We start from the raw sequence: 10,100 nt of genomic DNA on the forward strand, positions 1-10,100 counted from the left end.
GGAGACGTGTGGAACTATTCAACCGGCGAAACCAATCTGATTGGCATTCTCGTCTCGGAGGCGACCGGAAAGCCGCTCGCCACATACCTGTCTGAAAAGATCTGGGCGCCCTATGGGATGCAGCAAGATGCCTCATGGTTGCTGAGCCCGGATGGTCAGGAAATCAGCGGGTGCTGCATTCAGGCCGCCACAAGAGACTTTGCNCGGTTTGGCCAGTTCATTCTGGAGAATGGCACAATCGACGGCGTCTCTGTTGTGCCGGANGATTGGNTTGCCTCTGCCACGACATCCCGCGTTGCTACCGGCTATGACGGCGTGGCATATGGATATCAATGGTGGGTGTACGGAGAGGATGCCTTCGCTGCCATCGGGATCTTTGGCCAGGGAATCTACATCGATCGGAAGCGCAAACTGGTCATCGCATCAAACTCGAACTGGACGACGGCATTGGGCGGCAAGGACGGCGAAAACCTCAGACGCCACCAATTCTACATGGACATCACGCGCGCGATTGATGCCGAGCCGCCACGTTAGATTGCCCCCTCTGGGGTCCTGAGGCGCTTGTCCTTTCAGACAATGAGACCTCGACGTGTTTCCGACGTGATTAATTTTGGGGGGATTCTTCAAGCTACAGCGTTGTGTAAGTAGAGAGTTGAACCGTCTGTGAGTAAAATCCCGTCATGTATATGCCGAAAAGCAACGGTTCCGCGACGCAGTTTCACCCGGATTTCGTCAAGCGACTGATGCGCTATGTCCGTCGCAAATGCGGCGCACAGGCGGACCCGGACGACATATTACAGGAAACATTCTCCCGCGTTCTGACCCGTATGGCGGATGGTGGACTGTCCGCCGAGGAGCATGAACCCTATGCCTTCAGAGTCGCTTCAAATCTCATTATTGATGGTCACCGACGTAACCGCAGGGAGTATGTCGACTTACCGGAAGCCCTGTCATCTGACTCGCCAGGGCTCGAACGGATTACGGAAGCCAAGCGCGAACTGTCTGCCACGATGGAGGTTATCGATGCGATGCCGAAGCTGCGCCGGCAAGTGTTCATCATGGCCCGCGTCGAAGGCCATAGTCATGTCGAAATCTCCCAGAGCCTGGGCGTAAGCCGCAAAGCAATAGAAAAGCACATGTCCCGCGCGCTGGCAGATCTTGTGAAGGCGCGGCGGAAGTGGCGGGGAGAATCCGAACGAACCGGGGAGGTCCACACTCTTGGATAATGAGAACAATAAAAAGAACAATGGTTTGATTATGAACGACGATTTCGACACGGCGATGGATTGGGCTGCAAGATTGGCTCTTGGTGAGCTCAGCGTGCCTGATAGGCAGGCGCTGTCTGCGTGGCTGAACAGTCGTCCAGATCGTCAGGCCCTGATGGATGAAGCCGCCACCGCGTGGTCGGCGCCATCTGTCGAACTGGCTGCGAACATTGCGGCGCAGACGATCGAAAGACAGGATCGGTCATCGTCGAGGGAGCCTTCGTCGCGAGGGCTGTCAGCTTGGTGGAATCGAGCCCTCCCCATTGCCTCCATCGCGGGGGGAGCAGCGGTGGCTGCGGCGCTGGCTCTGGCATTCTACGTGCCAAGCCTCTCCGGAACGGACACTTCCACAGAACAGCTGGTCGTCGAAGCACCCCAGAGTGAAGACGTTCAAGAACAACTCGCTGACGGAAGCCTGATGCATCTGGCCCGCTCAAGCCGCGCGACCTTCAGCCAAAACCAGACTGAGCGGCGGGTAACTCTGGCGGCGGGTGAAGCTGTATTCGATGTCGCCACAGACCCCCAGCGTCCGTTCATCGTCGCTGCGGGTGACGCGAAGATCCGCGTGGTTGGCACATCATTCAATTTAAGCCGCTGGGATCAGGGCGTTCGTGTCACGGTATTCGAAGGAAAAGTCGAATTTGGCGACGAAAATGGCACGAATTCTGTCGACCTCGTCGGGGGGCAAGGCGCCCTGCTCCTTGCCGGAGACACTCTGACAACCTTTGCGTTCAACCCGGATGAGTATGTGGATTGGCGCTCTGGTTGGGTTGATGCAACGGATATGACACTGAGTGAAATCATCGCGAAGCTGGATCGTTACTCAGACACCACAATACTGTTGAAAAACCCGGATTTGGGACAGTCTCTTGTCAGTGGACGATTTAAACTGTCACAATCCAGCGCCACACTTGAAACGCTCGCGTTGCTTTATGAGTTGAATATTGAACACCAGTCAGGTCGAGTCGTGCTGTCCCAAGACTAGCACATCGCACGCAGCATTGACCGGCGCGGTGATTAGGTGGCCTGGTCGTGCATTTCACGCGTGCGTTTCTTGCTGGCGCAGCTTGCCTGATCGCCATGCACGCCAATGCGCAGGATAATGATGCGTANGATATCGCGATTNCTNNAGGNCCCCTCCAATCCGCTCTGACATCACTGTCGGAGCAAATCGAATTGCCAATTCTCGCTCGGTCNGCCGACTTGGCCGAACTGACAGTCCCGCAACTGGAAGGACAGTACTCCGCGGAGGAGGCACTCCGAAAATTGCTCGCCAGTTCCAATCTTGAGTTCAGGAAGGTTGGCGATGGGTTCGCAGTGGTCAAATCAGCCAGCGCACCAAGAGATTCAACCNAAGACATTCCCGCCGCCAAGAGGCCACGCGACGGAACTCTCAGACCGCCTGAAACAGACCCAGCNCCTTTGCTCAACCGTCCCGTCATCGTAACGGGATATCGCAGCGCAAATAGCGCAAGCCTTTGGGACAAGCGGCGCGCCCGAACGATTGTCGACGGCCTCAATCAGGATACAATCACGATGCTGCCCGACTTGGCCGTGTCGGACATTGCGCGTCGCATCCCCGGCGTGTCAGCCATCCCGGAATATGGGACAGCCACGACGCGACAGATTGAGAGCCGACAAAGCGTGGTCATTCGCGGCCTCGATGCGAACTACATTCAAACGACCATAGATGACCTTCCGTTCGCGACCGCAAGCGAAGACAACCGCGCCCCCAATCTGAGCTTGGTCCCCCCCACGGCAATCCGGCGGGTCGAAGCACTGAAAGTGCTGACAGCATCGGACGACCCCCACGGGCTGACAGGTCGGCTCAATCTGAAAACAGCATCCGCGTTTGATTTTGATGAACCGCGCTGGGCTGTAAGAGCCTCTCTGGGAAAGAACTCCACATCTGGAAATGGCCTGGATGATCAGGGGCTCAATCGCCGTATCGACGGCCTTCTCACCAGAACCGTTGGCGCGACAGATGCGATAGGACTGTCTGCAGCCGCATCATATGAACGTTTCTATTCGACAAGTTTCGACGAACGGCCCGGCGGTCAGGCAGATACGTACCTGTTCTATTCGCCTGATCCTCATGAACCGACACCTGTCCAATACTTCACCGCATCCAATGGATACCCGGCTCCAGGACGAAATCAGCTTTATCTGTTTGAAAGCAGTCAGGCGCGAGGGTCCGGGCTTCTCAAGCTGGAGTATGCGCCCGGCAGTTCAACCTATTTCTCACTTCTCGGTGGCGCATTTTGGCAAGAGGAGGAAGAGACCCGAAACGAACACCTGGTGGTTGTGGACAAAGATCAGCGTCCACTCGAGCAGACTGCAAGTTCAGGCGTCTGGACGAACGGCACGGTTGAAAGCGGATATGTCTACCAACCGGAAACAACCGTCACCGGATTATTGGCGGCTCACTTTAATCACCAACTATCTCGCCAAAGCTCAATCTCTATCGCAGGAACCGTATCGCGTTCCGATGTCGATGTGACGCGCAACATGTCGAAGTTCATTCGCGGCGCGACCCTGGGCGATACGGTTCGTAACGATCAGTTTGCCTATCAAGNTACANCATCTGGCGTGGTGCTCGATTTTCTTGAGCCTGACGCCATCAATGATCCATCCACCTATACATCATCCTATGTCCGCGCGCGCGACCAGGATATCCAACAGGATCTGGCGCACTTCACCGGCCGATACCGATTTGAACCTGACGATCATCCTATTGGGCTCGAGACCGGACTATCACTCACGGTTCAAGAGCGCGAGTTCGACCGGACCTATTTCGAAGGCGATGTGTTCGATACCACGAATTGCGTGGCTGCCGATATCCGTGACTGCCCCTTGGCGACATTCTCAAACTTTGTGGAAATGACGCGATTTTCCACAACAGATCCGGATGTCGACTTTCTTCTTGTGGATGATCAAACCGTTCGTCAGGCTTGGCTGGCGCAAGGGATGCCCCTCACAGTCGACCGGACCGCTAATTCACTGGATACCGATTACGAGCTTTTTGAAACCCTCTTCGGCGCTTATGCGAAACTGACCTATCAGCAAGGCCCTGTCTATGCAGAGGCCGGGGTGCGATATGATCTGGCTGACGCAGAGATTGACCTCTTCCTGCGCGATGTGCGCCTTGCTGGCGAGATGGATTCAGACCAATTCGTTCCGGCAACGCGTGCCTCCAGTTATCAAGACGTGCTGCCCTCTGCCCTTATCAAGATCGACGCAACGCCCGACATTCAGGTCCGGGCGGCCTATTCGCGGACAATCGGCCGCCCGAATGTGAAGGACCTCACAAGCAAGGAAGAAATCGGTATTCCGGAAAATGGTCTGGTGACCATCAAGCGCGGAAATCCGGATTTAACGCCACTCGCTTCTGACAATTTTGACCTGGCACTGGATTGGTATTTCGACGGCGGAGACAGTGCCATATCGGCGGCGGCGTTTTACAAGAATGTTGATGATCTGATCTTTCTCCAGACAACCCGCATTGACGATTACGAACTGGATGGAGAAAACTTCTCCGTGTCGATTGTGCAGCCGACCAACGCCAATTCTGCATCGCTCTACGGCCTTGAACTGTCAGCCACAAAAGATTTCAGTGACATGCTGCCCACTCCCTTTGATGGACTATCCCTCAAAGGCAACCTCACATGGATCGGCAGTGAATTGACCTTTCTGGATGCTCAGGGAGATTCCCGCGATACAGGAGGATGGGTGAACCAGCCGGAGTTTATCTTCAACGGTCAGGTCGCCTATGAATCTGGCCCCCTGGGGGTGAATGTCGCCTACAATCACGTCAGTGAATATCTATCGAATGTGCTCTCCGACACAGGTGATCTGCACGATACCTATGCGCAACCCCGAGGCGTTCTCGATTTTCAGGTTCGGTACGATTTCAACGATCACCTCACACTGATCGCCGAGGCAGAAAACGTGACTTCAGAAGACATCGTCTTTCACCGCCGATTTCCGTTTGGAGACTTGCTGGCCACACGTGTCGAACGCGGGCGAGTTCTATGGCTCGGGTTTAGACTACAGAATTAATTCTTATACTTTTCAAACCTCTGATGGGCGTCGCAAAAGCTTCGCAAAATTCCGTGTCGGGCTGATCATCTCTTCTCCGTTGTCTGTTTTGTAGCGCCCCTCGGCGTTGCACCAATCAGTTTCAAGGGGAAACCATGTCCACCAAATTGTTCGCGGGCGTCTCGCTCGCAGCCATCCTTGCCGTATCGGGAACGGCAATTGCGCAGGAAGTCGACTCGGACGCCAGCGCCACGGAAGCCAATGAAGACGCACGCACGCTGGAAACCGTCATCGTTAGTGGGTTTCGTCAGGCCAACTCGGCAGCTATCGCCGACAAGCGCTCAGCAAACGGAATTACCGACGGCATCAACCAGGATACAATCGGACTGCTGCCAGATCTGACCGTTGCAGACATCGCCCGCCGGATTCCAGGCGTAACATCCGTGTCGTCCACGGGCGTGGCAGGTCCCCGCTCGCAGTCCGCCTCAGAAAACATCGTTATTCGCGGTCTCGCTCCTGACTATAACCTATCGACATTTGATGGTGCGCCAATTGCGACGGCAAGTGAAAGCAATCGCGCCGCGAATCTCAGCCTGTTCCCGCCGGCAATCGTTGGACGCGTCGAGGCGATCAAGACGATATCAGCTGAGATGAACCCTCATGGCCTGTCTGGTCAATTGAACCTCGTTACGACATCGGCTTTCGACCGGGATGAGCCATTCGGAAATCTGCGGGTTTCGGTAGGTGAAAACTCGACCGCAGGGAAAGTTGTCGACGATCAAGGCGAGAACATTCGCGCCACTGGCCTCTACGCAACCAGCTTCGGGTCGCAGGATCAGTTCGGATTTGTCGCGGCGGGTTCATTTGAAAAATTCTACGCGACCACGCGCGCCGTTCGCCCAGGTGGTGAAAGCGGAACTTACTATTTTTACACGGATGACCCGGCCAGCAACGAAACCGTCGATTCATTCGCCGATTCCAATGGCTTTGCGGCCCCTCGCCGTAACCAGATCTATTTGTTCGAGAACGAACAGGAACGCGCCTCAGCTGTCGCCAAACTGGAATGGCGTCCTTCAGCCGCGACGTATGCTTCATTGTTCGGGGGGTGGTTCTACCAGGATGAACAGGAAGTTCGCCACGAACATCTGGCGATTTCCAACCAGGGCATCCGCCCTGAAAATCAGACTGAAAACACGGGCGACTGGACGCAAGGGCGTATCGAAGCCGGCTACGTTTATCAGCCAGAGGAAACGACTACGACTGCAATTACCGGCCGTTTGACTCACGACTTTTCAGAAGACAATGCAATCGATCTGACAGCATCGTTCTCGAGCGCCGAGGTCGATATCGTCCGGAACATGTCCAAGTTCCTGCCTGCCATGTCCGAAGACACAACCTTTTCCTACGACCAGTCGAGTGGGAATCCGCTTTTGACATTCGTGAACCCAGACTTGTCGAACGACCCGTCCATCTCTTCCAACTCCTACATTCGCGAACGCTATCAGGACATCAAACAGGACCTGATCTATCTCGATGGCGCCTGGATGCACAATTACGAAGAAGATGATCGCGGTTTTGGATACAAACTCGGTGGTTCCTTCGTAAACCGGTCCCATAGTTTTGACCGGGAATATATTGAAGGCGACGTGTTCAACACGGACGGATGCACAGAGGCCGACATTACCAATTGTCCGCTCGTCACGTTTGACCAGTATGTCGAAGATCCAACGTTCTCGACAACAGACCCGAATGTCCGCTTCTTCCTCGTGGACGACGCAGCACTGCGTGCGGACTGGATTGCTCAAGGCAAACCCCAGACCACGGACAGAACGGACAATTCGATCAATACGGACTATGAGATCGATGAAACGATCTACGCTTTCTACGCTCAGGCGGCCTATCAAACGGATCGACTCAAGGTGCATGCCGGCCTGCGCTACGACAAGACCGAGGCTGACGTTGATCTGTATATACGCGACGTCCGTCTGCCCAGCGATCCAGACTCGGCACAATTCGTCCCAGCCAAACGATCCTACGAATACGACTTCCTGCTTCCGTCGATCATTGCATCCTACGAAGCCACAGATGACGTACTCCTGCGCGCGGCCTACACCCGCACGATCGGGCGACCAAACTTCGAATATATCAAACGGGGTGAAGCCTACAGCGCCCCGGACGACACAGACCCAAGCGATCCTCGCATCTCGATTTCGCGTGGAAATCCGGATTTGAAACCACTCGTAAGTGATAATTTCGACATCTCTGCCGAATACTACTTCGACAATGGCGGCTCGCTTATTTCGATTGCCGGCTTCTACAAGGACGTCGACGATTTGATCTATATCGTTACCGAGGAAATTCCTGATTTTGAGTATGAAGGAAATCTGTATACGGCGACCGTCAACCAGCCTGTCAACGCAACGGGGGCATCTGTCTACGGAGTCGAATTCGGTCTTCGGAAAGACTTCGCAGATCTTCTGCCCGCCCCCTTTGACGGATTTGTGTTTGACGCAAACGCCACCTGGATTGGAAGCGAGTTCACTTACATCAACGCCGAAGGCGATGAGCGCGACCCAGGCGGCTGGGTCAACCAACCAGAGCTCATGCTGAATGCTCAACTCTCATACGAATACGGTCCGTTCGGAGCCAAGATTGCCTACAGCTGGGTTGACGAATATTTGTCAAACATTCTTGCCGACAGCGGTGACGTCTACGACGTCTACGCCCAACCGAATGGCGTGATCGATATGCAGGCTCGGTATGAGTTGACAGACCGGATCACAATTCTGGGTGAAGTGCAGAACGTCACGGAAGAGAAACTTGAGTTCAATCGCCGATTCCCCACTGGCGATTTGTTGAGCGGAAATACTCAGCGCGGCCGCGTGGTCTGGCTCGGTGTGAATTTCCAATACTAATCACCTGAAAAGGTGATTGTGCGCTGTCGGATGCCCCACCCCGCATTCGGCAGCGCATTTTTACAGCAAGGATTTTCCATGAAACATTTCACTTTTGCTCTCTCGACGCTCGCCTTGGCCTTGGGTGCCTGCTCCACAAACTCACCAGACACACGCCCTTCAGTTTCGCCATTCGATCTGCCTCCACATCTCGCCAGGACTGTCGAAATAGCGCACGACCCCACTGACCCCTACGTGCTGATTGAGGCGCATCGGGGGTGTTTCTCAGCCGAACGCCCAGAGAATACATTGCCATCCCTTGAGCATTGCATCACCATTGGGGCTGACTGGATCGAAATAGATGTTGCGCTCACGAAGGACAAACAACTTGTTCTCATGCACGACAAGACTCTTGATCGCACAACGACTTTGAGCGGAAAGACGACTCAATACACGCTCGCGGAAATTACCAACGCAACAATCCTGGACGATGCGGGAAACCCGNCAAACCTCACGCCTCCGTCGCTCTCCGATGCGCTCGACCTNATGGCAAATCGCATCATGTTCCGGCTGGACCTGAAATGCGGCAACGGGTGCCTTGATCANGTNTACGACATGGTCGAGGCAAAAGGTCTGCTCGATCAGGCCGTCGTACCGGAAAGAGCGCGCCGTCGATTGATTTCGGCCGGCCTGACCGACGATCAGATCATTGTCGTCGGTGCCAACATCGAAGCCATTGGCTCACCGGACCAGATACCGGCCCATGTCGACCATGTTCAGGTGAAGGATTTCAAAGCCGACAATCCTCCGATCGAGTTGATGGCCCAGTTTGAACCCGAAACCAGAATGATCGCTTTTCCGTATAGTGATGACCGCTCGGGTGGTCATGGCGACAAGGCTTCTGAAAGCGATCCCGATTCGGGCTGGGGTTGGCTGGTCGATCACGGCATAGACATGTTCCTGACCGACCACCCAGACGCCGCCATCGCGTATTTGGAATCCCGTGGTCTTCGTAACCGCGAAGCTATCTCCTCGACAAATTAGGCGGTGAAAGGACCCAACCTCCCAATTCCCGCGTCAAATACCATCAGAAAGCCACCACTCTGAACGCGGAAAGACCGCGCAGACTTCTCTGCGCTCAGGCTGCTTACCTCGGGCGAGGCCGTTTAAACCTTGCCCGAGGTTCAGCATAACTGACCTGGAGTTACTCAGCGCCATCGAGACGGCCCACACAGACCGTGACCGGCCCGACTGTCAGAATGAAATCATTCCCACTCAATCGTTCCGGGTGGCTTCGAGGTGACGTCGTAGACGACGCGGTTGACGCCTTTTACCTCGTTGATAATGCGCGTGGCCACGCGGCCGAGGAAGTCGTGTTCGAACGGGTAATAGTCCGCCGTCATACCATCGGTTGAGGTCACGGCGCGCAGGGCGAGCACGGCTTCATAAGTACGCTCGTCGCCCATCACGCCGACCGTGTTCACCGGCAACAGAACGCTGAAGGCCTGCCAGATTTCATCATAGAGCCCGGCCTTGCGAATTTCGTCGATATAGATCGCATCCGCCTTGCGCAGCGTATCGGCCTTCTCTCGTGTGATCTCACCCGGAATGCGGATGGCAAGGCCCGGTCCCGGGAATGGATGCCGCCCGATAAAGCTTTCCGGCAGCCCAAGCTCGCGGCCCAGCGCGCGCACTTCATCCTTGAACAATTCACGCAGCGGCTCGACCAGCTTCATGTTCATGCGCTCAGGCAGACCGCCCACATTGTGGTGGCTCTTGATCGTGACACTTGGCCCGCCCAGGGCCGACACGCTCTCAATGACATCTGGGTACAGAGTGCCCTGCGCCAGGAAGTCCGCCCCGCCGATCTTCTTTGCCTCTTCCTCGAACACGTCGATGAACA

The 10,100-nt window shown here is 55.3% G+C and carries 7 protein-coding genes; 6 read left to right on the forward strand and 1 reads right to left on the reverse strand.

Annotated features, from left to right (window positions below):
* The 6 genes from CBB91_RS13975 to CBB91_RS14000 all read left to right on the forward strand — a co-directional run.
* The coding region (locus CBB91_RS13975) for a serine hydrolase (RefSeq protein WP_273014788.1) at positions 1–534 on the forward strand (534 nt) is incomplete at its 5' end.
* 152 nt (positions 535–686) lie between these two features.
* Positions 687–1,226: a sigma-70 family RNA polymerase sigma factor gene (locus CBB91_RS13980; RefSeq protein WP_273014790.1), complete on the forward strand. Its 540-nt coding sequence runs from the start codon at positions 687–689 to the stop codon at positions 1,224–1,226.
* Between the two features lie 31 nt (positions 1,227–1,257).
* Positions 1,258–2,250: a FecR domain-containing protein gene (locus CBB91_RS13985; RefSeq protein WP_273014791.1), complete on the forward strand. Its 993-nt coding sequence runs from the start codon at positions 1,258–1,260 to the stop codon at positions 2,248–2,250.
* A 437-nt stretch (positions 2,251–2,687) separates the two neighbouring features.
* Entirely contained in the window at positions 2,688–5,324 is a 2,637-nt protein-coding gene (locus CBB91_RS13990; protein ID WP_273014793.1) for a TonB-dependent receptor, read from the forward strand.
* A gap of 134 nt (positions 5,325–5,458) precedes the next feature.
* The gene (locus CBB91_RS13995; protein WP_273014795.1) at positions 5,459–8,218 is read left to right on the forward strand and encodes a TonB-dependent receptor; all 2,760 of its coding nucleotides are present in this window, start codon (positions 5,459–5,461) and stop codon (positions 8,216–8,218) included.
* Between the two features lie 78 nt (positions 8,219–8,296).
* Positions 8,297–9,241: a glycerophosphodiester phosphodiesterase family protein gene (locus CBB91_RS14000; RefSeq protein ID WP_273014797.1), complete on the forward strand. Its 945-nt coding sequence runs from the start codon at positions 8,297–8,299 to the stop codon at positions 9,239–9,241.
* Positions 9,242–9,462: 221 nt separating this feature from the next.
* On the opposite strand, the gene guaA is transcribed toward CBB91_RS14000, so the two are convergent.
* Positions 9,463–10,100: glutamine-hydrolyzing GMP synthase (gene guaA, locus CBB91_RS14005; RefSeq protein WP_273014799.1), on the reverse strand; the 638-nt coding region annotated here is incomplete at its 5' end.

The organism is Hyphomonas sp. TMED31 (assembly GCF_002172815.1).
Lineage (GTDB): Bacteria > Pseudomonadota > Alphaproteobacteria > Caulobacterales > Hyphomonadaceae > Hyphomonas > Hyphomonas atlantica.